Here is a 23,143-nt window from a genome sequence, read left to right on the forward strand (position 1 = left end):
GATGTCGAGGTTCTCGATGACGTCACCGCTCTTCGCGTAGATCGTCCCGTTGTAACGGGTGAGCGGGATCGGAGAACTAGCCATGATCTGCTCCTCTGCGGGCTATGAAGGGGACAGCCCACAGCGAAGCGCCCGCCGAGACATCTCGGCGGGCGTCTGATAGGGCTGTGGTTGTGTGAGTTGTTTACGAAGCTGTCGGCGGACCGAACAGGTTGCCGGTCTTGAACCAATCCGAGATGTACGGCTTCAGCCGCTCCACCGCCGGCCCCACGTCAGGCCGCACCGCGAGAAGCACCAACACCACCACGATCGCGCAGCCGAGCCCGCCACCGACTGCAATACGGTTGCGGCGTGGGACCGTGCCGCCGATCGCCTCGGGTGCGAGCACATGCAGCACGCCCGCCATGACGGACATCATGATCCACAGCCCGACCGGGTCGGCGTTGATGAGCCACATGGGGTTGCCGGCGAGACGGAACGTCACGCTGTAGAGCCCTTGGCACATCGTCGCGAGCCACCCCGTGTAGATACCGAGCACGAGGTAGTCGCCACGCTCAGGGGCGTTCGTCCGGATCGCCGCCCATGCGTCGGGCCAGTAGATGTAGCACACGACGGCAGCGACCGCGGATTGCAGCACCCGCATCGCCAGGATCATGTCAGCGTTCGTAAACAGGGCGTCGATGCAAAAATAACCGGCAAAGAGAAGTAGGCCGACGAGAAAAAGTCGGTTACGTATCATCAGGCCCTCGCAACTCACGCTTCAGCCGATACGCTATCTGTTCGAGAGCGCTATCGGCTATAGTCCGTCCGTAGCCCTTTTTTGCAAGGCGGCTTTCTGTCCTAGCCTTGACGGCTGCAACGGCGGCTTCGACTTTTTCAGTGTGTTCCTGCGCGGCGCGCTCGGCTTCCTCGGCGGCCTTGGCGACGCGCCCGTGCGCCGCGAGGTTGCGGGCCACGGCCACGTCCAGCCGGGGGTCGGGGGCTACGGCCGAGCGGCCGTGCACGAACCATGACACAATGCGCCTCCACATCTAGGAGCGCCCCCGTACCGCCTCGCGTTCGCGATCCATTCTGTTGACGATAGCATTTAGCGAGGTTTGCACATTAGCAATTGCGTGCCTACTCTCCTGCGTGAAAAGCTCAACTTGCTTCGCCAAATCATCGCTAGTGTCTTCATGCGAGCGAAGGGTCTTTGTTATTCCTTCAATCAGGCCGTTCATTTTCTCGGCTGCGGTTGTAGCTCCGTGCATGGCTTTCAGGACCATGTCGCGGTCGGATATGGCGCGGCTGTTGCAGGCGCCGAGATCGGTATAGAGCTTGTAAATCACGAGAGCGAAGATGCTCGCGACGCCCCAGCCGCCGTACTCCTTGAGCAGGCCCGCAATGTCGAGTGCGGTCACGGATCAGCGCTTTGCCGCCTGCGCGGCTTGGATCGCGACCATACCCGGCGAGGGCGTCACGGCGCTCGTCGCCACGCGCTGGAGGGTGTTATCCTTGCGCCGGCTGCTGTCGGAGGTGCCGATCCAGAAATTGTAGCCTGCCGTAGCCGCACCCAAGATCCATCCGGCAATGATGCCGTCCTCTCTGATCCAGCCCATTGCCACGCCGACCACGAGGCCGATGACGAGGCAGTAGTTCGCGGCCGTGATGGCGACCGGCACCCAAGCCACACCGTGATCCGCTTGGATAGCGACGATCTCAAGCTGGCGAGCGTTGGCAAGGTCCGCGAACTCGGCCTCTCGTGCCTTCGTCTCGGCCTCGATCTCGGCCAGACGCACCGCCGCGCCGGACGGGTCTGCTTGGATGGCCTGAGAAACGGCCTGGGGCGTCGGCTGGACGCCGAGAGCGCCTGCGATGGCCTTGCCCACCACGCCGCCGATCGTGCTGCCCAGCGGGCCGCCGAACAGCCCGCCAAGCGCCGGCAGCCCAATTTGCGCGAGCTGGCCCGCGAGTGTTGACCACTCCATGTGCTGGAATTCCTCTGTGAGGGTCAGACGGCTTTGCCGCCGAATGTGCGCTTGAACCAAGAGACGAAGCCGGTGCCGGCGCCCTGCAACTCGGCTTGAAGGGGGCCGGAGGGCGGGACAGGCGGGCGGCCCGCATTCGGGGCCATCGGCTGAAGAGAAGGGGCCGGCAGCGGCGCGATAACGACGGGCGGCACCACGGGCACGCGGATCATCGCCAAGGCTTCTTTGCGCACGCCTGCGACGCGGTTAGACCAGCCCTTGCCGAAGGTCGGCCACGTCGAGAGTTGGCGGAAGAACGTCAGGCGATCATCGTTCAGTCGGTTGACAATGGCGGCTTGATCCATGCCTCGGACCGCGGCCAGCGTGATCGGACCAAGCTTGCCGTCATCCGCAACACCTACGACCCGCTGCAGGCCGATGATGGCGCGCTTCGGACCGCTGTTCACGGCCCAATCGAACACCGCGTAATCGACACCCGCGGGCAGGTCGTCGCCCTGGATGCGATCCCAGTAGTTGCGCTTGTACAGTTGGTAAATTTCTGTATAATCAATTTTGCGAACATCTTGCGCTGGTTTACCCGATTTTTTGCGATAATCGTCATATGTAGCTTGAGTTACGCCGTTCTGCGTCGAGCCGCCCGGGTCCTTAGGATGGTTACTATAACCACCCTCATGGACAAGAACTAACTTCAGAGATCTGTCAAAGCTGTGAGAGGCCATTGCGCTATGCCCAGTCCTAAGGATTTAAACGGAGCCCGATCCGGGAAACTTACAGTTACAGGGTTTCACGGGTCCCCAGTCGTAGCCGGTAAACGACGGAGAATGTGGAACTGTGTTTGTGAATGCGGCTCACGGTTAGTTGTTCTAGGCCAAAGCTTGAATGGCAAAAATACAACTAGCTGTGGTTGCATTAAGTCGGCCGCTGTCAGCGAGGCGGCTAGTACACACCACATGTCCAAAACCAAAACATATAGCGCTTGGGCTGCGGCGCGCGCCCGCTGCACTAATCCACGACATCAATCCTATCGCCACTATGGCGCTCGCGGTATTTTTATGTGCCAGGAGTGGATGAGTTCTTTTGAGGCATTTTATGCCGATATGGGCGACGCGCCTGATGGCCTCGAACTTGAGAGAGTGGACAATGACGGTCCTTACGCCGCCTGGAACTGCCGGTGGGCGACGCGCGGGGAGCAGATGAGTAATCGGCGCAAACCGAGTGAGATGGCTGCCGGTCATACGATGACGCGGCCATAGGATCTCCGATGTTCCAAGGTTCAGCGCCGGCCCGCCCACCAGCCGATCAGGCAGGCGACGCCGTAAATGAGGGCGACCCAGAGCGGGATGCTGAGGAGCGCCAAGAGGAAGTCGCCGAGGGTCACGCGGCGATGGCGCCCGTCGCGATGAAGAACGTACGCAGGGCGTTGCGCAGGTCCGTCTCTTCGGCCTGTGTGAGCGATCCGCCGGCCCAGGCTGCCATGATCTGACCGCCCGCGCTGGTGTTCGGCACTGACTTGCCGACCGCAAACGTCGCGCTGGTGATCGCCAGCGTCCCGCGGTTCACGGTCTCCCTGCTGTCGCCCGAGCCGATGGTGTAGTTGTTCCCGCCGGCTGTCGTGCGGTTGGCGTTGACGAACCCCGGCAGGAAGCTCCCGGTGGTCGTCATGTTGGCGGTGGTGACGAGACGGCTGGAGACCGTCGCGGCGGTCGTGCCGCCGGACTGGATGCCGACCTGCGTGCCCAGGACCAAGTAGCCGTCGTTGATCCCGCCCAACGTCCTGGTGTAGACGCCCGCGCAACTGTCGGTCTGCGTGAACTTGTCGTCGGTGGCGACGGTCGGATTGTAGCCCGTCTCCAGATAGCCGGTGCCGCCGTTACCCCTGAACCCCTGGCCGGCAACGAAGACAGGCGCACCGACCACGGTTGCGTTGTAACGGTCCGCGATCAGGTTCTGACGCGCCATGAGCAGCGTCGGCGCCTCAAGCACGTACAGGAAGTCCAGCCGGTCGAGGATTTTGGTCTGCGACGTGGCGCCGAGCGTAAGCGCGTCCAGCAGGGTGTCATAGGCCGACTTGCGCGGCGCGGCCGGCGTCTCGTTGAGCGCCACGAGCTGATCGTAGAACGAGACCTTGCGGGCCGGCGCCACGATCACTGTGAAGTTAACCGTCTGTGACGTGGTCTGGCCGGCGCCGTTCGTAGCCGTCAAGGTCGCCGTGTAGACCTTGCTACCGGCCGCGCTGTTCGCGCTCTGCGCCGGGGTGGCGAACGCCAGCGTCGGCTTGGAACCGGCGGTTGGTGCCGTGGTGAGCGTCCACTTACCCGTTTCCGGGGTGGAGACCGACCACGTTACGGGCTGATCGGCAGTGGGCTCAAACGTGAAGGGGGTGCTCTCTACGATGTTGCGCGTCGCGGTCGAGGTGATGGCCGGCGGTGTGTAGGTCTTGGCCGGGATCTCGACCAAGGGCGCTTGGCTCTGCGCGTTCCGGTTGCCCGACGATTGCAGGATCGCCCCGGCGCCGGGGTGGCGCCAACCGCCGCCTGCGTTCGGCCGGATGAGGTTGTCGCGGATGCGCGCGGACAGGATGGAGTCGCCGTTGACGTCCAGCGGGTACGACGACAGGGTCTCGTGCCCGGTCAGGATGCTGTTGTACACATCGAGACGCAGCAGGTTGAACCCGAACAACCGCAGGCAGTTATTGGTGCCGTAAGTCGTCCCGGCCTGCGTACCGTCGTTGAACGGGGTCAGGTCGAAGTAGTTCTCATAGACCAGCCAGTCGCCGCAGTTGAGCGTGATGGCGTCGTAGTGCGCGGATGGATTGCCCCAAGCGCCCGTGCCGAAGGTGTTGCGTCGGATGGTGCTCTGCGCGCCGAGAACCAGCAGCGAGCCGGGCGAGTTGCTTTCTCCCGCCACGACGTTGTCGGCCGGCATATCGCGGAAGTCGCAGAGCTGGATCGTCAGCCCGCCCGTACCGTCCTTGCACTTGATCGAGGCGTTGTACGTGGCCGAGATCGCCCGCGCGCCGTCGAAGCTGCACCGCTCAATGAGCCCGCTCTGCGGCGTGGCCGTCGTGCCGTACACCACGCACTGCGTCAGGTTCGTGCCGGCGTCGAATTTCGAGTTGCGGAGGGTGATGCCCTCGGCGTTCATCGCGAGCGACTTGCCGCCCGTGAAGTCCCACCCGTCCAGAGTGACACCGGCCGTCGAGACGGTGACGCGCTTCGTGCCAGAGTCGTAACTCGCGCCGGAGGGCAGCGTGTCCGTGCCGACCACCTTGTAGACTGTCCCAGCGGCCGGGCCGACCGCGCCGGCAGTGCGCAGGGCCAAGACCGCAGCGGCCCAACCCGGGCGAGCGACGCCGGTCCGGAGCCGACCGAGCAAGGACGGGGTGGCCGCCTTGGTGATGCGGGGTAGTCCAAGCGGCGGCATGTGTGAACGCTCCCTACGCCGCGGCCCAAGCGACCTTGTCGCCGGCTGTGCACCACACGTTCCGGGTCTCGCCCGCGCCGATCCGGAAGCGGGCCGCGTTGCCCGTGCCGGAGGCTTGTGAGGCGTCGGGATTAGGGCCGACCGCGACCCATGACTCCGCCGAGACAGTGATCTCAAACGACGGAAAGTAGTTGCCGACCGGATACGGGCCGGACGGATTGGACGGCATCGCGCGCGAGGTCGTGCCGGCGCTCGCCAGCGTTTCGGACCACTGAAGCCCGCCGATCAACCCGGGAGCGCCGGGGCTGTTGACGTACAGACATGCGACATGGCAGCCAGCGAAGGCCATCGGGGATCTCCGTTCAGGATGAGGGGGTGTGGGTCAGTTGCCGACGACGATTGCCGTCAGCACGGCGCCCGAAGGCGCGGTCGTGAATGGCCCCGACGACAAGGCCAGCGTGCCGCGCGAGACCATGCCCTGCGCCGTGCCGCCCGTGGCGGAGTAGGTGGTGAAGTCGCCGCAGATCATCTGCTGGCCCGACCACGTCACCTTGATCCAAGCCATCAGGACGACGCTGTAGGTCCACACGAAAGTGGCGACGCCGCTCGCGTTGCAAGTGGCGGTGTGGATGCCGATGCGGCCGAGCGTGCCCGAGAGCGTGTCAGCAGGCTGAAGCTGCTGCGGGAGCCCATCCGCGCCGATGACGAGCGGCGAGCGGGCGACCATACGGGCTCACCTCACAGCAGGATCGGGAGTTCGACGTCCACCTCAAGCTCAGTGCTGGACAGCGCCGAGCCGATGCAGACGTTGACCTGCCCAGCCGTGGTCGGCGGTGTGGCTGTCAGCTTGCCGGGGTTAGCTGCGTCAAGGAAGTAGTAGGCTCCGACCGCGAGACCGCCCGTCGTACCTGCGACGGCATCCCACTGTGCGGTAGTGCCGACGAGGATGCCGCCCTGTGCGACGGAGCCGGAGGCACCCGCCGCGATTGAGGCGTCATAGACGAGCCCGGCCACCTTCGCCGTCGCCTTGGCGTTCGCCTGCGCCCGCTTCACCTGCGTGCCGCTGCTAGCGTAGACCGGCGTGCCGAACGGCAGCGCGGCCGACGACTCGCCGTTGATAGCAGACCGCAGCGAAGGGGCGTTCGTCGGCGCGCTCAGGGAATCGCCGGGCTGAAGAACCTGCGGCAGGCCATCATCGCCCAGAACGAGCGGCTTGCGGATCGGCATTGACGAACTCCTAGACGAGGATGGGATCGGCGGGATGGAACATGAGCGTGCGGGGCGAACTCGCTTCGCCGACGCGCACGACGCAGTGACCGGCTTCAAGGCTCGGCGTGACGGTGACGCCGCCCTCAGGCGCGAGGAAGTACGGCACGCTCGGCGTGAGGTCGGCCGTGCCCGCGACGGCGGTCCAATCGGGCAGCGTCACGTAGGTCCGCACGGCGCGGGCCGGGAAGCCGGTCTCAGCGCCCTCCGCCGCGAGCCCGACCACGAAGGCGCGCACGTAGGTATCGGCGCGGGCCGGAAGCAACCGGCCGTCAAGGCGCGAGATGGCGAGCGGCATGCCGGCCGCGATCGGCTCCGCGGCTGCTACCATGACGGTCGGCATGCGGGCCGGGGCGCGATTGCACTCGTCCGCCACGTAGGCGTAAGCCTCGTCCGCGCTCGTGAAGGCTGAGCCATCCCGGCGGGCGAACTCGGCCCAATGCGCTTCGACCACGTTCCGGTCACCGTAGGCCAGTCGAACCGCGATGATGTCGCCGCTGCGCAACGCCATCAGCGTGCGGCTCGGATAAGCGACCCGTTGGGTGCTGACGAAGATCGCGCCGCGGTCCGCATCATGAAAGACCTGGATCACGGGGCGGTGCTTTCCGGGCGGATGTAGGCGCTCAGCGGCGTCACCGTCACGGGCACCGTCGTGGTAAGCCAGAGCGAGGCGCCGAACGTCAGGAAGGTCGCGCGGCTGAAGAACTGCAGCACGAGGCTGACGGGCTCGTGCTCGCCCGCACCGAAGGTGAGGTTGCGCTGTACGTTGGTCGCTTCGTTGGGGCTACCGTTGACCATCAGCGCCGCCCGAAGGTCGCCGCTCGCGATGTCGGAGACGACGTCGAGGTTGAGGCGCAGCAGGAAGGCGTCGGAGATCGACCGCGCCCAGAACGAACCGGCGGACAGGAAGCTGTGGGTCGTGAAGGGTGCGCGCAGGTCCGCGCGGTTCTCGGCTGCCACCATGAGCGGCAGACGCGTGCGGGTCTCGGCCGGCACGCTGAGCGGCGTCTGCACAAGCGAGATCGTAGCAAAGCCGTAGTCGGAACTCGGCCCCGGCGCTCCAGGTGGCCCCTGCGGCGGCAGGACGATCGGTGTGACGACGCTCCGACTCACGGCGCGACCACCCAGGCGAGTTCACCGCCGACGAGGCCAAGCGTGTAGTCAACAGTGGCAACGTCCACCGGCAGAGCCGGCAACGCCCCTGGAGCGCCCTGCGGGCCGACGAGGAGGGGAGCCGCTATGATGCGCCCGTCGTAAGGCTGCACGGGCAGCAGGACGGGCGTGGAGGCCGCGGTCGCGATGCCGGCACTGTCAGAGCCCGGGTGGACAGTCAGCGCCACCCGGCCGAGCCATTCCTCGCTGGCGGGGTTCTGCGGGTCGGGATGGCGCTTCAGGTCGCCGTAGACCGCCGTCGGCGCCGAGACCGTCCACGTCCGCGCCGCCACCCGCAGGTCGAGGCGGAAGTAGGCGTCCACGGTTGATGTAGCCGCCACAAACGCGAGAGTGCCGGCAGCCGTCGAGGCGGAGGTGACGACCGGCCCGCCGTTGATGGGGCGGAAACCGATGCTGAGCGGCGTCGTGCTGAAGTCCACGCTCGTGCCATCGGCGGCGCGCACGGGGATGGCCAGAGGCCAGTCGGCCGTGTCGATGACGGCTGTGGCGTGAAGCATGGCACTAGCCTACTTGGCCGCCGGGGCCGGGTCAGGCTTCGGGGCCGGGTCAGCCTTCTGCCGGTCCTGCTGATCAACCTGATCGCGCAGGGTTGCGAAAGTCGGCAGCGCCTGTTCCATCGTCAATTTGCCAAGCCCGTTCGCAATCACCTGCACCTGTTCAGGCGTGAGTGTCAGCGTGTAGGAGCGCGCAGTCTGCGGCTGCGCGAGGGCGGGCGCCGCCAGGAGAAGCGGGGCAAGCGAGAGTGAGGCAGCGAGCGTGCGGAACATGCAATCCTCGTGATTAGAACGCTGCGCCGAGCGCGATGCGGCGCCAGTCGTTCGTCGCGCGGCAGACGTAGAGATAGGAGGCATCCGCCGCAATCTGGCCAGGGCGGCACTGAGCACCGGAGTTCGGTGGAGTACCCAGCGGAAGCAATGAGATTGACGGCATCACAAGAGCGCCGACACCCTTGGGGGCGATCAGCACGTCAATGTTGGCGTCTGGCCCGTTCGCAGCGAAATAGACCGGGCCGCCGGTCGGACCGCCCGCGAGTGTCGGGTAGTTCGCCACGTTCGGCACCCACTGGATCATACCGTAGGTCCCGCTCAGCGTTGGGTCTTGGAAAGCCGCACCGATGCTGTTGAATTGCAGGCCGATCGCTTTGCTGTAGTCGCCCACGTTTGCGGAAATGAACGCCTCGGTCTGATCGCTGGCGTCGTGCGTCCACCGCATCCGGTAGTTCGCCGGAAGGTCGATGGCCTTCGGGAACGTGTCTGAGATGGTGAGTTGCCGGAAGACGATGCCGCGGTCGAAGGTCGAGCCGTTACCAGCGATCAGGAGAGCCGCGGTCGCTGCCGACAATTGCGGGAAAGCCGGAGTACCGCCAGGAGCTTCCACCGCCTCACCGCCCGACTGGATCGCCAACCCGAGCGTGACGCCGGCCGTGGCGCTCGACGTGTAGGGCGTGAGCTTCACGACCGTGTTTGAAGCGTTGAAGACGTCGATCTCGTTTGCCCACGACCCCGTGCCCGCGATGCGCCCGCCCGTGATGTAGATGCCCCACATGCCTTGGGGGTTGGTCGTGTTGTTGTTGTACGCCAATAGGCCGAGCGGCATCGCACAACAGGTGCTCGTGGGCTCGCCGGGCAGTCCGGAACTCGACGCAGTATCTGCCGCGAACACCGCCGCGGGCTGGCTGTAACGACTGGTAATTCCCACCTGCGCATTGCGCAGCAGATAATTATAGATGCCGTTCCCCATGTACCACTGCCAATTGGACGTGTAACCGGCAAAGGTCCCATCCCAATCAGCGGCGGCGCCGATCATCACCCGATCATTCAGGCGGGTGAAGTTGGCAGGGATGCCGCCTCGATCTTTCCAATAACCGCCGGTAGAGGGGACCGAGACCTTGGCATCATTGCCTTGAATTTCTACGGCGTTCGGCTGCAACACGGTCTTGCCCGAGAGCCGCTTGCCGAGTTTCAAGGTGCCGAACACGATATCGCCCGCGTTTGGTCCGCCAGCCTTGATCCGGCCTTGCGACAGGATCTCATCCGCGCGGGAAAAGGTCGTCAAAGTCAGGAGAATGCAGAAAAACAAAGGGAGCCGCATCAGACGATCATCCACGTATTGCTAAGAATGCCGCGCCGAAAACGGACGAATGCGCCCGGCGCACGCAAGGATACGACGTTATCGGTGGTGCCTCTGATCGTGTCACCTGAGCCGTCAAGCGGCAGAATGTTCAGGACGATCGTGTCCGAGAGACTGTCACCCTCGTCGGCGACGACGAGATCCCGACCGGGCGGATATCCGTCGACATCTGGCAGCCGCCATGCGCGCGAGGCGGTCAGCGCGGGGACGGTTACATGGGTCGCTGTGACTGGGATCAGATAGTTGGCGTCAGGGCCGACTAGGCTGCTTGCTGTGACGGCACCCATGTTGACGATGACACGGCTCGTCGTGACTGCTTTACCGACAAGCAGAACCCAGCCTGATGACGGGGGTGTGGAACTGAGCACACCGCTCGCGCCAACGTAAAGCTGATCTCCGGCCGTCCACGAACCGACCGGGCCGGCGGCGTCACCGATTGTCTGGATCGCCGCGGCGCCCCCTGAAGCAGCGCCCGCGGCACAGACACCGACCACTGCTCCAGAATGGGCAGGATTGGCGGGATCAGCAGGCAGGCAATAGTTGGAGGCGTCAAGTACGACGGCGCTCCAAGCAGGAATGATGGCAGAGGCTGTCCGACTAAGCACTGTGCCGGCACCTGCCGGTCCTTGTGGACCGGGCACGGCGCTCGCAGCTCCTGCCGGACCTGCCGGGCCGGCAGGTCCGGGGACCGCCGGCCCCGGCGGTCCGACGACAAGAATCGACGCCGCACCGCTGAGCGCGTCTTGACGAACTGCCATTAGTGCCTGCTCAAGAGAGTTGCGTGACGCCGTAGGCGTGCGCGATTTCGCCAAAGAAGGCCGGCACAACGCGGCCACTCTCAGGATCAATTGCTAGGATGTCGTGCACATAGGTGCTGGGGGCGAAACGGTCAGGCGACATCATAGCGCGCGGAACGGCGAGCGCGATGGTGCCGTTCGTACCACCCGCCGCGATCGTCGGGGCGATAAAACCGCCCGGCGCAGAGTCGGCCACGAAGGCGACATTAGCGCTGGTACGCGTAAGGCGAGCCTGCAACACGAAGCGCAGACCCGTGATGTCAACAGGCGTCCGTAGCACTCCGATGGCGAACGTGTCGTCCACCGCGAACGGTGTACTACCCTGCGCCAACGTGAAGGTGATGCCGCCTGCGTAGAGCGGCAGCCCCGCCACGCCGCGAGCCGTCACGCTCCCGTCCGGCGCCTGCACGGTGATCCGCGGCATGTTATCGATCGACGTCACCGACACGACGTGATGCCCGAGAGCGGTGCCGGCATCGACTGAGGCGACCGTGAGCGCCCCATTGCCGGTGTTCGTAGCGCCAGCGACAACGCCGCCCGCCCCCGCCTTCCACAGCAGGAGCCCGTCCAGCCAGTCCGCGTTAGACTGCGTATCGAAATCGACGCGCCGCGCTTGGATGTCGACAATCTGGGTCGGCATCAGATCGCCCTAGGACGCGGCCAGCAGTTCGGCCGCGCGCTCTTCACCGAACATCTCGACCGCGGCCGTGCGCAGATCGTCAAAGTCCGGGTCGTCGCTCGCGATGTGCTGCGCGCCCTCAAAGATGCGGCGTTTGCGGACCGAGAGACCCATCAGCGTGGTCTCAATCGCCTCCGCCTCCTCGTCGGTGCAGCGACGGAACAAGTCGGCCTTGGTGGTGATGACGGCAGGCGCTGGCGCTGGCGGGTGCGAGGCGCGCAGGGTCGCCTCCAGCTCCTCGGGAGCCTCGACCTCGTAGGAGCCGCCCGACTTGGCGGCGGCGATGCAGCGCATCCGGTCGGCGAGCGGCAAGGCCGCCATCGCGTTCGTCAGCGCTTCAGCATTCGCAAAATTAACGATTACCATATCCACCCCCTTAGCCCGCAACACGCACGCCACCGAAGTGGCTCAAAGGTTGGTTGAGCATGTTGAACGTCGAGTTGTTAGGGTTGGTCTGGTAGTACGTTGCGAAACACGAGTCGCCCGGTGCCAGCCGCGCGATGGCCGAGACCGATGCGTCGTTCGCATTGTTGCCGGGCGCCGGGTAGGGGTTGCGCGCGATGGTGAGCGCGATGCCCGGCCCCGCATTGCCGGGCTTGTACCAGATCACGACCTGCTCCTCAGTGGTCGGCTGGTCGATCGCGCCCGAGGCCGTCAGGACGTAGGTGCCGCCGTCATTGGGGCCGATGATGACCCAGCCGTTCGTCTGATCGACCACGGTTCCGGCACCGACCGTGGCGGTCTTGTTGCCGTAATTCGCCATAAAGACCTGAGCGTTGGCGATAACAGAATTTGAGGGGCTATCTAGCCGCCAGTAAGTGCCGGGGATAGTGTAAAAGCTATTGTAGATGCTCTGAGTGATCTTGATCGCGGGCGTGACCAGCACGAAGCCAGTCGCCGTAGTCAACATCTCGCATACGCGCCCCGCCGGCAACTCGCCCTGGATGATCGAGGAGCCGTCCGGATAGGTCAGCGGCTTGGCGTTCTCAGGGGCAATAGTGACGTTGGCCGCGCCGGTGTTCGTGTTGCCCGCGCCAATGCGTGCTTTGACGGTTCGGCCCTCAGTGTGAACCCAATTCGGGATCGTCAGCACGACTGAGTTAACCGTGCCGGTATCGACGGAGAACAGCGGTCGACGGATCGCAGCGCTAAGCTGGGCTAAGTTGCCCGAACTCTGCGTCTGTCCAGAGTCCCCGATAGCGCGATCAAGTTCACGGAGGGGGTGCTCGAACGCTTCAGCCGGCGGGATCGACCCTTGAATAGAAGCGCTGGGGTCGCCGTTGACGTAGCCCGCGTTCGGGTCCGTCTCGTTGAACGGCTTGATGTATTTCATGGTGCGACCTAATAGAGCGGCAAGGCTTCGGGAGGCAGCGGATCGCCGCCGAATGTCTCAATTTCCAGAAGGGCGTCCGTCCCGCAGTGATCCACACCGCAACGAAACTGCGTGTAGACCTGATACACCGGCGATACGTTGGCGTAATCGAAAACAATCTCGGTGTGTGCCGGCCGGTAGCGGCGGAATAGGCATTCAAGGTCTTCGGCTTGACTGAACCGAACGTGGGGATCAACGCCGGCACGACCCGACGCCGCACGAAACCACGAGATACGCGAACCCCAGACGCGCACTTTCCAGTGAAAGCGGATCTCAGACGGGCCGATCTCCCACCTGTACGGGAGCCCGTTGATCTCCTGCTGCCGCGTGTCGCCGCAGCGCGAAATGCCCGCCATGAACGGCGAGAACTCTTGAATGCGGATGACGTAGCCGAGCCGCGCCGCGAGCCCGTAGAAGAACATCCGGCTCTGACCGCCTTGCGCGGTCATCTTTTCGAGCAGCGCCTGCCGCCGCTCCTCAATCGTCAGCGGCTCTTGCACGCACGGCTCAGGCAGGCCGAACGCACGCTCCCACTCCGAGAGCATCTGCAACGTCGCGCGCGGATCGGTCTCGCGTTCTAGAAGGTCGCCCGCGCGGCTATCGACCGGGTCGCCCCAGACCTGCGCCTGTCCGCGCAGGAGCCGCTTCAGGACGCTATCGGTGTCGCGAGGCCACGCCGTCCCGGACGGCAGCAGATCCGACCATGCCTCCGCGTAGTCGTCGCCGGAACGACGGATGTGCCGGTCAAGCATAGAAGATGTTCGTGAGAACGCCCATGTGCCCGTTGGACGGCATCACGGCATTCGCAAATTCGAGGTCGTGATGATCCTCGCCGAGGGCGCCGGAGATGGCCTCAGCTACCCAACTGGCAAAGATGGTCTGTCCAGGAGCAGCACGCTCGTAGAGCATGTCACGCACCGCCTTCTCGATAGCCGCACGCGTGGACGGCGTGTCGCGCGAGAGATTGCGCACCGTCATGCTCAGCGGCTGCGGGATCGGGCCTGAGACCCAGAAATCCTTGATCGCGACGGGTCGCACCGTATCAAGGTACGCGCGCACTCGCCCCAGATCGTCCGCGTTCGGAAACCCACCTGCGTTCGCGCGCAACTCATCGCACATGATGCGCACGGTGACGGTGCCAATGCCCATTTCGTTCGGGTAAACCCACGCCCGGGTCACGCCCGGGATGCTGAGCGCCCACTGCACGTAGTCGTCGGCGGCGCCGCCCATCGGCGGGCGTCGGATGCGTAGCAGCACACGGGTGCGGAGATCGTCGTCCGACTCCTCGTCCACGCCGCCGGAGATAGTCTCAACAACCGCCGATCCGTTCACGCCAGCGAGAGCGATGGGTAGGGAGAGCGTCGCATCCTGCTCACGATTGCCGACGCTGCCGGGCGTCAACGCCTCCACGGCAACCGATGTCGCCGAGGCGCCGATGATCACCACCTCCGTCGTCTGGTAGATGATCGCGTCGGCGCTCTGCACCGTCGTGCCGAGAGGCACCGTCGTGCCGGCGATGCCGGTCAGGAGCACAGTGCCCTTGGCGTAGGTGGCGGCCTTGCGCCCGCCGAGCCAGATCGCGCCGTGCCGGTCCAGCCACTCCGTTTCGGCCGTGTCAGGCAGGAACTGCCGCGCCAACCAATCAAGATAAAGCAGGTTGAGGTAGGCGAGCCCCGCGTTGCTGTCGGCGAGAACCCGCAGCACGGAGTTCGGCACCGTCGCGTCGGCACCGGGAAGGTGCGCGGCGATGTCATCGCGCGTGCGAGCGCGAACCTCACGGAGAGTGGGAGTGGTCCAGGCCATGGGTCTCAGGCGTAGGGCAGCGACACGCGGATGCCGCGCCACAGATCCTCAAAGACGAGCGCGACGGGCTGCTCCCGGCCGCGATAGAGCGTCACTTGCGCGTCGATGCGCTCAGTGCCGTTGCGAACCACATCAACCTCGACGCGCGAGGCGATGCGGCGCTGCGGGTCGGTGAAGGGCTCCAGCGCCTCTCGGATGTAGGCTTCGGCCCGCGCCGTGGTCGAACCCTCCCGGGCGCCGGACGGCGTGATAGAGGCACGGGACAGCAGCCACAGCCGGGAGCCGATAGGCCATCCATCCCAGATCTGGCGGGCGTCGGCATCTGCCCACCAACCGCGCCGGTCCGCGCTGTTCGGGTCCGGCAGCGTGTCGGCATCGTCCGCGCGCCGGTCGGTGCAGAGCGCCACCGTCACGGCGGTTGCCAACTCATGCTCCGTGTCGAGATCGCCGAGTGGCGTCAGCAGAAAATCGAGCGTCACGGCCTCGAACGGCGAGCCGGACTGCTTCAGTCGGATGTCTGTCACGGCGGCTCAGCGGTTTGAGAAGACGGTGGGACTGCCGGTCGTCACGACTGCGCCGCAAGAGCAGCGGCTGCCCACGCGGGCGGTAGCGCGACCGTTGGTGGGCCAAGCATCGTTGCCATCCGTGATGGTCACGAGGCCGTGCTGCTGGCATTGGACTTTGTCGCCGACGCGGGCCACGGGGCGCCCGTTCACGTAGACGGTGTCCGATCCTTCGATGATCTCGCCGCCGTGATCAATTGCGTCTCCACGCCGCGCTACAGCTTTCGCCATAAACTAACCCAAGAACAGCTTGCCGCCGGGGCCGGGCTTCTTGGTGATGTTCGGCCCGTCCAACTCGACCGAAGCGCCGCCCTTCGTTGTCATGGTGATCTTCTTGCCGTCCTTATGCTGGACGATCGTGGAGAGCACCTTACCGTCACCATCCACGACGTTGTGCGTGATGGTCTGCGACGAGGTATGGGTAACGCCGTCCTTGTGCATCACCGTCTTGTTGCCGCGGTGATCATGCTGGGCGATGTCGCCGGGCTTGAGATCCTTCGGACGGTAGCGCCGATCCGCGACAGACAGCACGACGGGGTGGCTCTCGTCGCCGCCGAGGTAGGCGATCATCACCTCAGCTTCCTTGTCCTTTTCCGGCGGGTTGGGGACGCTGGTAAACCCATAGGGGTGCCAGTGCTCCACGTTGGTTTTCTTCTGCCCGAACCGATCGCGGATGGTCAGTTCCTGCATCATCGGCTTGTCGTCGGCCGAGATCAGGGTGCCGCGGGTGATGCCGAGATAGGCGCGGCGGGCGGCATCAGCGATGGAGCTGCGCAGGGTCATGTGGGCTGCTCAGGCTGCGCGGGCGGGATGGCTTGATAGAACGAGTCCGACTGCTGGCCGTCGCTGTACTTCTGCTGGAACGCGCCCGCGTTCACCAGTTCGAGCGTCGTCGTCGTGCCGCCAGCCACGTCCTGCGAGTAGACGTAACCCCAGAGGCGCAATTCCATCTGCCCGCCTTGGATCGGGAAGAGCGCTGGCGAGCGCACCGTCACGGACTCGCCCAAGTTCCAGAGACTGCCGGAGGGGTTGAGCCAGCCCTGGTAGGTCAGCGACACACGCAACTGCGAGGCGGCAAGGGCGGCGGCCTCCATATTGACGCGGGCCTGCAATTCCTTCTGCGTGAGCGGCATCTCAGCCAAGACGATCCGCTTCGTACCCTTCGGGCCTCCGGACACGTCTGTCTTGGCTTGTATCTCAGCAGCCTTCTTGCCGAACAAGCTGTCTGATCCTTGAGCCTGCGAGCTGCCGACGAGCGAGGCCACAGAGGGCATCTCGATCATGCAGTTGGCAGCGAGGATGTTGACGCCTTCCGCGAACATCGCACCGCCGCCCGACTTCGGGCCGGCGATGAGGTTGCCGCTCTCGTCGGCGTGGAGCCAAAGGCCGCGCTGCGAGCACAGACGCGACACAAGATCGAAGGGCGTCTCGCCGTAGCGGACAGAGACGTTCGGGAACTTCTCCTGCCACCCCTCGGGGCCGTTCTCGACCTTGAAGTTCAGGCCGTAGGGCTGAAGCACGCGTTTGGCGATGGCGTCCACAGAGTAGTTGCGAAACTGCCCGCCCGGGACGTCAACGGAGGCTTCCGTGATGGTACCCGCCTTCGAGTAGCCCTCGATCTGAACGAGATGCTGTTGCGGCGCGATGGCGGCCTGCCGGCGCGAGATGTAGCCTTCTTGGATCACCACTTTGCCGGCGAGCGCGATGTCCACCCGATCGCCGGGCTTCAGTCGCAGTTGCAGATGCTCGCTCGGCTCCGCCACGATGAGGCGGAAGGTCCGCATCCAGTTCGGATTGCCGAAGCTCTGCTCAACTGCAACGTTGATCCAATCCCGGAACACGCCGCCGGTCGTGCGAACCTCGCAATATTCCTCAAGCTTCGGCATCGTCAGGCCGACAGCCGCCGGCCCGAGGCGGGCGCGAAGAGCGGGTGAACCATGCCACGGTTCTCTGCGACCAACTCCTCGACCCGCGAGCCGTCACCGTAGAACAGGTTCGCGATGGCGAGCGCAGGCCGGCGCCGCGGCAGGCTGTAGGAGACCATCCGCGGCAGAGGACGGGCGCGCTGCGTGAGGTCGCGCACCAACGCCGCCTGAAGGGCGGTCAGCGCCCGGAAGTTAGTCTGATCCAACCTGTCGGCCGCGAACTCCGTTGCGGCATCGAACGCCGGCACAAGCCGGGCGAGCGCGGCGTCCACATCCTGACGGCTCACGAACACCGTCGCGGCGACGATACGCGCGGAGGTGATGAGAGCGAGCCGGATGCCGGTCTGCAACACCGCGAGCGAGGCCGGGCCGTGCGAGATGCGCGGGGTGATGCTGGCGCGGACACGATCCATCGCGTCGAGCGTGGCGCCGGCAGCACGGGCAAGCCGGAAGCACTCGGCGAGTGAAGCGCCGAACGTGAACGCCTCGACCCTGTCTTCCGCCTCCGCTGCAAGGGCGCCCGTGGCCCGCCGCAACTCCGCGGCCTCCAGGGTGCGGCCCGCGCCGGCAACGGCCTCCAGAGCCGCCAGGATGGCCCGCAAATCGGCCGCAGCAACGCGGCGCTCGGTGAGGGTCAACGCCACTCTCCGTTGTCTTCGGAGCCGCCCACCGCCGCGCTCTCGGCCTCGGTCGCCTTGTCGTTCACGGCGCCCTGCGTCGGCTCGGAGATGAGATCGCGATAGGACGTGTTGCGCGCCTCCACGAAGACCATCTCAAACACGCAGTAACGCAGTTGGTCCTTGTGCTCCGTGCGAGCCCAGGTGTCAGGCCGGGCCTGCATCTGGCCCATCGTGGGGTGCACGAGAAGGCCGGGACCTTCCTGCTCTAAGGCTTCCTCAAGCTCGTCCGCCTGCGCGTCGTAGTCGTCACCGATCAGGTAGGCGGTGACGGTCCGACGCCGCGCACGCCGCCCCAGATCCTCGTCCAGCGGCTCATCGCGTTTCGGGAACTCGTGGGTGATGCCCCGGCGCCCGCCGCCCTTGGTGCTCGCTTGGATCTGGAACACAACGCCGCGGAATGAGGCGGGGCGGAGGCTGTCACGCCAGGACACTCAGGCCCCCTTCGCAAACGGCAAATGTCTGCCTACATGACGCCGCATGCTTCGCTTCATCCTGCCCGCGCTCGTCCTCTCCACCACCGCGTTCTCGGCCAAGGCCGAGTCATTCGACGCTATGGCGTATTTCAAAGAGCGTGCATTCGACGCTCTGGCGATTTCGAGAGTAGCGGATCGCTTGTGTACGGGTCTCGTTCTAGACCAATTTCAGGCCAAGATGTCTATGGAAAGCCTGAAGATATCGGGATGGAACGAGATACCGCGGAAGCATGTTGAGCGGGCTTTGTCTGGCTTTGAGAACAGCACGTCTGATGCCTGTGAATACGCTTGGGCGATGTACGGCATCGGCTCAGGCGGGCAACAGAACCCGGGACTTCGCTTTCTAAGACGAGGCGTCGCCAACCCCTTCCCTCGTTAACGTCAAGACTCCCAATCGGCCGGCGCCATCTGCCGCGACTTGGAGACCTTCACGTCCCGGAACATGCCTTCCGTGTTCGTGCGGGTCTTCATCCCGGCCGGGGCGTTGCTGAAGGTGATGTCGAGCGAGGCTGAGCCCGTCACCTTCTGCGGCGCCGCGCCCATCGCGCCAGCGCCGCCGAACCGACGCAGCATCATCTCATCGCCCATTCGACGGTGCGGAACGTCGTTCGTCACAACCTCGTCGTCACGTAGCCGCGACCACCCCTTGCTCCCGGGCTGATAGGTCGGCTCGCGCTCGTACCAAGGCTTCTCAGCACTCGCACCCGCCGCATCGCCGGCGCCAATACGAGGCGCCGTTTCGCCCCGGGCGAGTGCAGCCCGAAGCGCCGGATTGTAGTTCGCCCAATTCTTCACACCGCCGTGGCGCAAGAGATGGAGGGCGACCTTCGTCTGGTCTTCCAAGCTCGACGCCATCGCGTTCGGCGTCCCGATGCCGTACAGAGGAGCGATCCTCCGCCAGTTCGAGTTGAGCATCTGGAAATAGCCTTGGGCTGTGTAGCCCTTTGGCGTGGTCGGATCGAGGCCCTGCCCCTTTCCCACGTAGTTCATGACGTTCCGACCTTGGCTCTCATACTTCATGATGAGCCCGAGCGTGTTGCGCTCAGCGTCCGTCATCGGAACCGTATCAGGGACCCCCGCGCCGCCCCTGCCGCTCGCGCCGGAAGCGCGAGAACTCTGCGCGGGGCCGCCGAGTGGTCCCCCACCGGCAATTGCCGGGGCGGATGGCGAGATTGCTGCCCCGCCTGCGCCACCCACTCCGCCGAAGCCGGTCGCTCGCGCGCCACCTACCCCGCCGAAGCCGCCGAGCGCCGCGCGGTGGATGAGGCCGCCACCGATGGCGCCGTTAAACGACTGCTGCTGCACGGTGGCGTTGCCGCCCGTCTCGCGCAGCTTCTGCAACTCGTCGCCGACCCGCTTCATCTCTTCGATGAGCCGGTCGCGCTTGGCCCGCGTCTCCTGCGCGCCGAGTTCATCGCCGCCCATCTGCTTGCGGGCCGCGTTCTCGCCGAGCACATCGATCTGCCGGCGCAGTTCGTCGCGGCGCTGGACCAGCGCGCCCGTCTGCTTGTCGCCGCCGATCGCCGCCGGGCCGCGCACGTTGGTCTCGCCGCCCGTGATGAAGCCCTTGACCGCCTGATAGATGCGGACCAGCGCCTCGATCTCCTCCTTGACGGACTGAAAGCCCTTGCGGATGCCGTCCAGCTCGCCCTTGAAGAACTCCAGCGCGGCCGGGGACTGCAACGTCTCCACGAAACGGTTCAGATCGCGCAGGAGCGGCGTCAGCGCGCTGTTGCGCAGCCCCTCCATGTTCGCGCGCAGGCCCGACAGCGTCTCCTCAAACTTCTGCGCCGCGTCCACCTGGGCCTGGGTCGTCCGGCCCATCTTGGACTGGATATCGGCCAGAACCTTCTCGAAATCGCCGCCGATCATGCCGGCCACGCGGCCGGGCTCGTCGGTGCCGAACAGCATGCGCGAGACACGGCGGCGCACCACCGGATCGGGGATGTTGCCCAGCCCTTCCATCGCGCGCTTGAGCGCGGCGTCCATGTTCGGCGCGTTGACCAGATCCTCTGCCAGCTTGCCGAGGTTCATGGCCTGAAGGCTGGTGTAGGTCTCACCCCAGCGACGACGGAGATCCCGCATCGTCTCGCCGAAAGCGAGCACGGAGCCCTGCATCGCCTGCGTGGAGACACCGAACCGCTCACCCAACTCGCCGAACGCCCGCAGCTTGTCGATCGCCACTCCCGTCTCGCGGGAGAGCATGCTGAGCTGCTGCGTGTTGCCCGAGAAGTTGCGGATCGCCGTCGTGATGCCGCTGAGCGCGGCGCCCGCAGCGAACCCGCCGACGCCGAACGCGGCGAGAGCGGGCGCCATGCCTTGAATGGCTGTGGTGGTCTTGGTGATCGCCCCGTGCGCGCCCTCAAAATCCTTCTTGAGGGTGTTGGCGGCGGGTGAGGCAGCGACCTGCCCGAGAGCCGTCCGGAGACCGCGCAGCGGCCCCGTGAACCGATCCTCGACTGAGGCAACCAGCTTGAGTTGATCGTCAGCCATCGGACTCGTCGGGAGGCGGCGGGGGCGGCGGCTTCGGGAGCACCGCGACCGTGCGCTCTAGGATCAGGTTGCGCTCTGCGGCCGGAAGGGCGCCAGGAGACACGGAGAAGGGCCAGCAGTGGTAGGTGACGCCGAGCCGCAAGGCGTCATCGAACGCCTGCTCTAACGCGCCGCCTGGGACAAAAAACGGGACAGGATGGTGGTGAGCCGGATCATGTCCGAGAGCGCCATACGCTTGATACTGGCCTCCGGCACCTTCGTCAGATCAGCGATCAGTGCCGCCGCCGTCTCGTCCGTCAGCCCGCGCGTGAGGAGTCCGTACTTGACCGCGTGATCGGCGGTCGGCTCCTCAAGCACGATCTCCGTCTTCTCCTCATCAAAGGAGCGGATCGCCTTGCGGAGCGGGAAGCGGAAGGGAAATTCCAAGTCGCCGTCCGGCTTCTCACCGGCCAGCAGAGGACGAGCGCCGATGCCGTCAGACATGCTCAGAACTCATCGCAGGTGGTGCCTTCCCAGCGGATGGCAACCGAGCCGGCCGAGGTGTTGATCTCGAACGCGGACGTCGTGAACGCCTCGTGCAGCACGTAGGACCGCCCGTTGTTGAGATCGGCCTGCACGGTGGCATCCGTGATGTTGGCGAGTTCTTCGATCGACAATTCGCCGAGCGTGGACAGAGTGCCGGCGATGAACGGCAGACGATACGCCTCCGTGTAGCCGTGCACGCCGTCCATGCCAGCCACGCCCGTGCGCTGCGTCGGGGACGGCGAGACGACGAAGTCGCCCTTGAGAGGATATTGCTGGCCGTTCGCGCGCACGACCGCGGTGCCACCGATGGCGGGCATAGTCTAATCTCCGATTGTCGGGAAAGATCAGGCAGCAATGCCGATCGGAATCTGTAGGCGGAACTGCGCAAGCACGTTCACGCGGCGAAGCTGGTTGATGAGATCCGGCGGGAACAGCACTTCGACCGTGTTCGCGTCGGTGCTCGACCGCTCGACAACGAGAATGGCTTTCGAGCCTTCCACGTTCTCAACGATACCCTCAAACTCCAAAGCGCGCAGAATAGAGATGATCTCACCCTTGATGGTCTTGGGCGTGACGATCGCCTGACCGGCGCCGTAGCGCGTGCCGTCGTTCGCCAGCTTGTGTCGCGGGTACTTGGAGCTGATCGTCAGCCGGACGCGCGTGAACACCTCATCCAAGGTGCTGAGGGTCGTGGCGAGTTCGTAGGCGTTGTCAGCCTGCCCGAGGGTGTTGCGCTGGTAGGTGGTCTGTTCGCGCAGGATCTGCGGCACGTTGGTACCCGTGCCGTCCACGTCCGTGCCTTGGATCGCAAGGCCGTTCTGAGCGAGCGCGTTGAGCTGCGTCTTGTTGAACCGGAAGGCCCGCGGCGCGGGCAGGACCGGGTCCATCGTCAGCGTCTGGAGCGGACGCGCAGGATCAGCCGAGAGCGCCTGCGCGGCGCGCGAGGCGTAAGCCGCCGACCACACCCACATGGGCGAGGGCGACTGCGGCTCCACCGCGAGGCAGGAGATCACCGGATAATTGTTGCCCGGCCCCCAGGTGATGTGCCCGGAGTAGGTGTCCCGGCGCGCGCACCAGATCTGGCCGTAGGACTGCCGGAACGGCCCCCAGCGCCCGCCATCGCCAAAGCCGTACTCGCCGGCCCAGAGAGCGAGCGAGCCACTGTCGGTGTGCGGCAGGGCGAGGAACTTGTAGGCGACGTCGCCGATGTTCGCGATGGCGGCCGTGAAGTCCGGAGTGCCGGTGCCGCCCGACAGCACGTTGTTGGCAGGGTAGGTCAGCGCGAGCCCGGCCGGCAGGAATTGCCCGCCGTAGAAGCCGAGCACGCTGTCCTCAATGCGGATGTCGTTGCTCGTGACGCCCTTCCACTTCGCGGTCAGGGTGACGACGTTGCTCGCGGCAACGGCGGTCACAGGCAGCCGGGTCGCGCCGTTCACCGCCGCCGCGATCTTGGTCGCAACGTTCGCCGTCGTGTCGGACGAGCCGATCGCGACGGGAACCACGAGGCCCGCGATGTAGAGATAGACCGTACCGGCCACGCTCGGCGCCGACGTGGCGGTGATCGTCCCCGTCGCGGCCACGCCAGCGGCGGGTTCCGGCACCGGCACCGCGAACAGCGGCGTGGTCTTGTTCAGGGCGAACCACACCCGGAACATCTCGGCGAGCATGGAGCCCGGCCCGAACAGCGCGTCAGCGTTCGCCTGCGTGCCCACCGCGATCGGGATGTTCGCAGGCGCCGTACCGGCAGACGTCGGATGCCCCGCGAGCAAACCGAAGCGCTGGTTGACGGGCGTGCCGGCCTGCGAGGGATCAACCTCGATGCTGACGCCCGGAAGCTTGTAGTTCGGCGGGATCTGGGAGAAGGAAACGGCCAT

Annotated in this window: 31 protein-coding genes; 1 reads left to right on the forward strand and 30 read right to left on the reverse strand. The window is 65.4% G+C overall.

What is annotated here, in order from left to right; all coding sequences use genetic code 11:
* Nucleotides 1–184 precede the first annotated feature (184 nt).
* The 26 genes from ACKUB9_RS28775 to ACKUB9_RS28900 all read right to left on the reverse strand — a co-directional run bounded on the left by ACKUB9_RS28775 (nucleotide 185) and on the right by ACKUB9_RS28900 (nucleotide 18,209).
* Entirely contained in the window at nucleotides 185–655 is a 471-nt protein-coding gene (locus tag ACKUB9_RS28775; protein ID WP_407529468.1) for a hypothetical protein, read from the reverse strand.
* Nucleotides 656–728: 73 nt separating this feature from the next.
* Entirely contained in the window at nucleotides 729–956 is a 228-nt protein-coding gene (locus ACKUB9_RS28780; protein WP_407529466.1) for a hypothetical protein, read from the reverse strand.
* Between the two features lie 75 nt (nucleotides 957–1,031).
* Complete coding sequence (locus ACKUB9_RS28785) at nucleotides 1,032–1,400, reverse strand: hypothetical protein (protein WP_407529465.1); 369 nt, start codon at nucleotides 1,398–1,400, stop codon at nucleotides 1,032–1,034.
* Between the two features lie 3 nt (nucleotides 1,401–1,403).
* On the reverse strand, nucleotides 1,404–1,967 hold the full coding sequence (locus tag ACKUB9_RS28790) for a hypothetical protein (RefSeq protein ID WP_407529463.1): 564 nt from the start codon (nucleotides 1,965–1,967) through the stop codon (nucleotides 1,404–1,406).
* A gap of 23 nt (nucleotides 1,968–1,990) precedes the next feature.
* The gene (locus ACKUB9_RS28795; RefSeq protein WP_407529462.1) at nucleotides 1,991–2,686 is read right to left on the reverse strand and encodes a glycoside hydrolase family 108 protein; all 696 of its coding nucleotides are present in this window, start codon (nucleotides 2,684–2,686) and stop codon (nucleotides 1,991–1,993) included.
* Nucleotides 2,687–3,341: 655 nt separating this feature from the next.
* Nucleotides 3,342–5,234: a hypothetical protein gene (locus ACKUB9_RS28800; RefSeq protein ID WP_407529461.1), complete on the reverse strand. Its 1,893-nt coding sequence runs from the start codon at nucleotides 5,232–5,234 to the stop codon at nucleotides 3,342–3,344.
* Between the two features lie 169 nt (nucleotides 5,235–5,403).
* Entirely contained in the window at nucleotides 5,404–5,739 is a 336-nt protein-coding gene (locus tag ACKUB9_RS28805) for a hypothetical protein (protein ID WP_407529460.1), read from the reverse strand.
* Between the two features lie 33 nt (nucleotides 5,740–5,772).
* On the reverse strand, nucleotides 5,773–6,117 hold the full coding sequence (locus ACKUB9_RS28810) for a hypothetical protein (protein WP_407529459.1): 345 nt from the start codon (nucleotides 6,115–6,117) through the stop codon (nucleotides 5,773–5,775).
* 11 nt (nucleotides 6,118–6,128) lie between these two features.
* On the reverse strand, nucleotides 6,129–6,617 hold the full coding sequence (locus ACKUB9_RS28815; RefSeq protein WP_407529458.1) for a hypothetical protein: 489 nt from the start codon (nucleotides 6,615–6,617) through the stop codon (nucleotides 6,129–6,131).
* Nucleotides 6,618–6,627: 10 nt separating this feature from the next.
* Nucleotides 6,628–7,248: a hypothetical protein gene (locus tag ACKUB9_RS28820; protein ID WP_407529457.1), complete on the reverse strand. Its 621-nt coding sequence runs from the start codon at nucleotides 7,246–7,248 to the stop codon at nucleotides 6,628–6,630.
* A complete protein-coding gene (locus ACKUB9_RS28825; RefSeq protein WP_407529456.1) occupies nucleotides 7,245–7,670 on the reverse strand; it encodes a hypothetical protein in 426 nt (141 codons plus the stop codon). The genes ACKUB9_RS28820 and ACKUB9_RS28825 overlap by 4 nt, the downstream gene beginning before the upstream one ends.
* A 95-nt stretch (nucleotides 7,671–7,765) precedes the next feature.
* Nucleotides 7,766–8,326 carry a hypothetical protein gene (locus ACKUB9_RS28830; protein WP_407529454.1) on the reverse strand — a complete coding sequence of 187 codons (561 nt, stop codon included), beginning with the start codon at nucleotides 8,324–8,326 and terminating at the stop codon, nucleotides 7,766–7,768.
* A 9-nt stretch (nucleotides 8,327–8,335) separates the two neighbouring features.
* Nucleotides 8,336–8,596: a hypothetical protein gene (locus ACKUB9_RS28835; RefSeq protein ID WP_407529452.1), complete on the reverse strand. Its 261-nt coding sequence runs from the start codon at nucleotides 8,594–8,596 to the stop codon at nucleotides 8,336–8,338.
* Between the two features lie 13 nt (nucleotides 8,597–8,609).
* Nucleotides 8,610–9,920 carry a hypothetical protein gene (locus ACKUB9_RS28840; protein WP_407529451.1) on the reverse strand — a complete coding sequence of 437 codons (1,311 nt, stop codon included), beginning with the start codon at nucleotides 9,918–9,920 and terminating at the stop codon, nucleotides 8,610–8,612.
* Entirely contained in the window at nucleotides 9,920–10,453 is a 534-nt protein-coding gene (locus ACKUB9_RS28845) for a hypothetical protein (RefSeq protein ID WP_407529450.1), read from the reverse strand. The genes ACKUB9_RS28840 and ACKUB9_RS28845 overlap by 1 nt, the downstream gene beginning before the upstream one ends.
* Before the next feature lie 274 nt (nucleotides 10,454–10,727).
* Complete coding sequence (locus ACKUB9_RS28850) at nucleotides 10,728–11,396, reverse strand: hypothetical protein (protein ID WP_407529449.1); 669 nt, start codon at nucleotides 11,394–11,396, stop codon at nucleotides 10,728–10,730.
* A gap of 9 nt (nucleotides 11,397–11,405) precedes the next feature.
* Nucleotides 11,406–11,807 carry a hypothetical protein gene (locus ACKUB9_RS28855; RefSeq protein ID WP_407529448.1) on the reverse strand — a complete coding sequence of 134 codons (402 nt, stop codon included), beginning with the start codon at nucleotides 11,805–11,807 and terminating at the stop codon, nucleotides 11,406–11,408.
* A gap of 4 nt (nucleotides 11,808–11,811) precedes the next feature.
* Nucleotides 11,812–12,768, reverse strand: a complete 957-nt coding sequence (locus ACKUB9_RS28860) for a hypothetical protein (protein WP_407529447.1) — start codon at nucleotides 12,766–12,768, stop codon at nucleotides 11,812–11,814.
* An 8-nt stretch (nucleotides 12,769–12,776) separates the two neighbouring features.
* Nucleotides 12,777–13,559, reverse strand: coding sequence for a YmfQ family protein (locus ACKUB9_RS28865; RefSeq protein ID WP_407529446.1), 783 nt, complete (start codon nucleotides 13,557–13,559; stop codon nucleotides 12,777–12,779).
* The gene (locus tag ACKUB9_RS28870) at nucleotides 13,552–14,610 is read right to left on the reverse strand and encodes a baseplate J/gp47 family protein (RefSeq protein WP_407529445.1); all 1,059 of its coding nucleotides are present in this window, start codon (nucleotides 14,608–14,610) and stop codon (nucleotides 13,552–13,554) included. The genes ACKUB9_RS28865 and ACKUB9_RS28870 overlap by 8 nt, the downstream gene beginning before the upstream one ends.
* Nucleotides 14,611–14,615: 5 nt before the next feature.
* The gene (locus tag ACKUB9_RS28875; RefSeq protein ID WP_407529444.1) at nucleotides 14,616–15,134 is read right to left on the reverse strand and encodes a phage GP46 family protein; all 519 of its coding nucleotides are present in this window, start codon (nucleotides 15,132–15,134) and stop codon (nucleotides 14,616–14,618) included.
* Nucleotides 15,135–15,140: 6 nt separating this feature from the next.
* Complete coding sequence (locus ACKUB9_RS28880) at nucleotides 15,141–15,404, reverse strand: PAAR domain-containing protein (RefSeq protein ID WP_407529443.1); 264 nt, start codon at nucleotides 15,402–15,404, stop codon at nucleotides 15,141–15,143.
* Between the two features lie 3 nt (nucleotides 15,405–15,407).
* Nucleotides 15,408–15,956, reverse strand: coding sequence for a phage baseplate assembly protein domain-containing protein (locus ACKUB9_RS28885; RefSeq protein WP_407529442.1), 549 nt, complete (start codon nucleotides 15,954–15,956; stop codon nucleotides 15,408–15,410).
* A complete protein-coding gene (locus ACKUB9_RS28890; RefSeq protein WP_407529441.1) occupies nucleotides 15,953–17,059 on the reverse strand; it encodes a contractile injection system protein, VgrG/Pvc8 family in 1,107 nt (368 codons plus the stop codon). Before ACKUB9_RS28890 ends, ACKUB9_RS28885 begins: the two co-directional genes overlap by 4 nt.
* Nucleotides 17,060–17,061: 2 nt before the next feature.
* Complete coding sequence (locus ACKUB9_RS28895; RefSeq protein ID WP_407529440.1) at nucleotides 17,062–17,736, reverse strand: hypothetical protein; 675 nt, start codon at nucleotides 17,734–17,736, stop codon at nucleotides 17,062–17,064.
* On the reverse strand, nucleotides 17,733–18,209 hold the full coding sequence (locus ACKUB9_RS28900; RefSeq protein WP_407529439.1) for a DNA circularization N-terminal domain-containing protein: 477 nt from the start codon (nucleotides 18,207–18,209) through the stop codon (nucleotides 17,733–17,735). The genes ACKUB9_RS28895 and ACKUB9_RS28900 overlap by 4 nt, the downstream gene beginning before the upstream one ends.
* A gap of 46 nt (nucleotides 18,210–18,255) precedes the next feature.
* Between ACKUB9_RS28900 and ACKUB9_RS28905 the strand changes: the two genes are divergently transcribed.
* The gene (locus tag ACKUB9_RS28905; protein WP_407529438.1) at nucleotides 18,256–18,630 is read left to right on the forward strand and encodes a hypothetical protein; all 375 of its coding nucleotides are present in this window, start codon (nucleotides 18,256–18,258) and stop codon (nucleotides 18,628–18,630) included.
* A 2-nt stretch (nucleotides 18,631–18,632) separates the two neighbouring features.
* Here ACKUB9_RS28905 and ACKUB9_RS28910 read toward each other — a convergent pair whose 3' ends face one another.
* From ACKUB9_RS28910 to ACKUB9_RS28925, 4 genes are all read right to left on the reverse strand, one after another.
* A complete protein-coding gene (locus ACKUB9_RS28910) occupies nucleotides 18,633–20,744 on the reverse strand; it encodes a hypothetical protein (protein ID WP_407529437.1) in 2,112 nt (703 codons plus the stop codon).
* Between the two features lie 162 nt (nucleotides 20,745–20,906).
* Entirely contained in the window at nucleotides 20,907–21,227 is a 321-nt protein-coding gene (locus ACKUB9_RS28915) for a phage tail assembly protein (protein WP_407529436.1), read from the reverse strand.
* 2 nt (nucleotides 21,228–21,229) lie between these two features.
* Complete coding sequence (locus ACKUB9_RS28920) at nucleotides 21,230–21,586, reverse strand: phage tail tube protein (RefSeq protein WP_407529435.1); 357 nt, start codon at nucleotides 21,584–21,586, stop codon at nucleotides 21,230–21,232.
* Between the two features lie 27 nt (nucleotides 21,587–21,613).
* Nucleotides 21,614–23,143 carry a phage tail sheath C-terminal domain-containing protein gene (locus ACKUB9_RS28925; RefSeq protein ID WP_407529434.1) on the reverse strand — a complete coding sequence of 510 codons (1,530 nt, stop codon included), beginning with the start codon at nucleotides 23,141–23,143 and terminating at the stop codon, nucleotides 21,614–21,616.

Source organism: Methylobacterium oryzisoli (assembly GCF_046557895.1).
GTDB lineage: Bacteria > Pseudomonadota > Alphaproteobacteria > Rhizobiales > Beijerinckiaceae > Methylobacterium > Methylobacterium oryzisoli.

What these genes read in the sequence shown, in the direction of transcription:
- ACKUB9_RS28890 (WP_407529441.1), bottom strand. Translation starts at nt 17,059, where the DNA reads ATGCCGAAGCTTGAGGAATATTGCGAGGTTCGCACGACCGGCGGCGTG.
- ACKUB9_RS28850 (WP_407529449.1), bottom strand. Translation starts at nt 11,396, where the DNA reads ATGCCGACCCAGATTGTCGACATCCAAGCGCGGCGCGTCGATTTCGAT.
- ACKUB9_RS28920 (WP_407529435.1), bottom strand. Translation starts at nt 21,586, where the DNA reads ATGCCCGCCATCGGTGGCACCGCGGTCGTGCGCGCGAACGGCCAGCAA.
- ACKUB9_RS28810 (WP_407529459.1), bottom strand. Translation starts at nt 6,117, where the DNA reads ATGGTCGCCCGCTCGCCGCTCGTCATCGGCGCGGATGGGCTCCCGCAG.
- ACKUB9_RS28860 (WP_407529447.1), bottom strand. Translation starts at nt 12,768, where the DNA reads ATGAAATACATCAAGCCGTTCAACGAGACGGACCCGAACGCGGGCTAC.
- ACKUB9_RS28790 (WP_407529463.1), bottom strand. Translation starts at nt 1,967, where the DNA reads ATGGAGTGGTCAACACTCGCGGGCCAGCTCGCGCAAATTGGGCTGCCG.
- ACKUB9_RS28840 (WP_407529451.1), bottom strand. Translation starts at nt 9,920, where the DNA reads ATGCGGCTCCCTTTGTTTTTCTGCATTCTCCTGACTTTGACGACCTTT.
- ACKUB9_RS28815 (WP_407529458.1), bottom strand. Translation starts at nt 6,617, where the DNA reads ATGCCGATCCGCAAGCCGCTCGTTCTGGGCGATGATGGCCTGCCGCAG.
- ACKUB9_RS28905 (WP_407529438.1), top strand. Translation starts at nt 18,256, where the DNA reads ATGCTTCGCTTCATCCTGCCCGCGCTCGTCCTCTCCACCACCGCGTTC.
- ACKUB9_RS28865 (WP_407529446.1), bottom strand. Translation starts at nt 13,559, where the DNA reads ATGCTTGACCGGCACATCCGTCGTTCCGGCGACGACTACGCGGAGGCA.
- ACKUB9_RS28915 (WP_407529436.1), bottom strand. Translation starts at nt 21,227, where the DNA reads ATGTCTGACGGCATCGGCGCTCGTCCTCTGCTGGCCGGTGAGAAGCCG.
- ACKUB9_RS28880 (WP_407529443.1), bottom strand. Translation starts at nt 15,404, where the DNA reads ATGGCGAAAGCTGTAGCGCGGCGTGGAGACGCAATTGATCACGGCGGC.
- ACKUB9_RS28835 (WP_407529452.1), bottom strand. Translation starts at nt 8,596, where the DNA reads ATGTTCCGCACGCTCGCTGCCTCACTCTCGCTTGCCCCGCTTCTCCTG.
- ACKUB9_RS28830 (WP_407529454.1), bottom strand. Translation starts at nt 8,326, where the DNA reads ATGCTTCACGCCACAGCCGTCATCGACACGGCCGACTGGCCTCTGGCC.
- ACKUB9_RS28795 (WP_407529462.1), bottom strand. Translation starts at nt 2,686, where the DNA reads ATGGCCTCTCACAGCTTTGACAGATCTCTGAAGTTAGTTCTTGTCCAT.
- ACKUB9_RS28885 (WP_407529442.1), bottom strand. Translation starts at nt 15,956, where the DNA reads ATGACCCTGCGCAGCTCCATCGCTGATGCCGCCCGCCGCGCCTATCTC.
- ACKUB9_RS28910 (WP_407529437.1), bottom strand. Translation starts at nt 20,744, where the DNA reads ATGGCTGACGATCAACTCAAGCTGGTTGCCTCAGTCGAGGATCGGTTC.
- ACKUB9_RS28805 (WP_407529460.1), bottom strand. Translation starts at nt 5,739, where the DNA reads ATGGCCTTCGCTGGCTGCCATGTCGCATGTCTGTACGTCAACAGCCCC.
- ACKUB9_RS28870 (WP_407529445.1), bottom strand. Translation starts at nt 14,610, where the DNA reads ATGGCCTGGACCACTCCCACTCTCCGTGAGGTTCGCGCTCGCACGCGC.
- ACKUB9_RS28925 (WP_407529434.1), bottom strand. Translation starts at nt 23,143, where the DNA reads ATGGCCGTTTCCTTCTCCCAGATCCCGCCGAACTACAAGCTTCCGGGC.
- ACKUB9_RS28775 (WP_407529468.1), bottom strand. Translation starts at nt 655, where the DNA reads ATGATCCTGGCGATGCGGGTGCTGCAATCCGCGGTCGCTGCCGTCGTG.